Here is a 325-nt window from a genome sequence, read left to right as displayed (position 1 = left end):
CCTCGATGCGCAGCATGCCGTGCGAGCGGTCGGTCTTCTCCGCGATCACTTCGCCGTTGATCGGCTTGAAGTAGCTCGGCCAGCCGCAGCCGGCGTCGAACTTGGTATCCGATTCGAACAGCGGCGTGCCGCAACAGACGCAGTCGTAGATGCCGCGATCCCAGTGATCGTGATAGCGGCCGGTGAAGGGACGCTCGGTGGCCGCGTGCCGCGTCACCTGATATTCGATGTCGGAAAGCTGCTTGCGCCACTCGGTGTCGTCTTTCTGCACCGCCGGGGTGTCGTGCTTGAGGTCGTCGGGATTGTTCATATCGGTTCCTGTCTC

At 62.5% G+C, this 325-nt stretch carries 1 protein-coding gene; it reads right to left on the bottom strand.

The genetic code is table 11. The features are described 5' to 3' along the window. On the bottom strand, positions 1 to 310 hold a 310-nt coding region (gene msrB, locus SB822_RS55825), incomplete at its 3' end, for a peptide-methionine (R)-S-oxide reductase MsrB (protein ID WP_410858942.1). Positions 311 to 325: the final 15 nt, after the last annotated feature.

The sequence above is a fragment of the Paraburkholderia sp. SIMBA_054 genome, from assembly GCF_046534875.1.
GTDB classification, from domain to species: domain Bacteria; phylum Pseudomonadota; class Gammaproteobacteria; order Burkholderiales; family Burkholderiaceae; genus Paraburkholderia; species Paraburkholderia hospita.
This window is presented reverse-complemented; position numbering and strand designations above follow the sequence as displayed.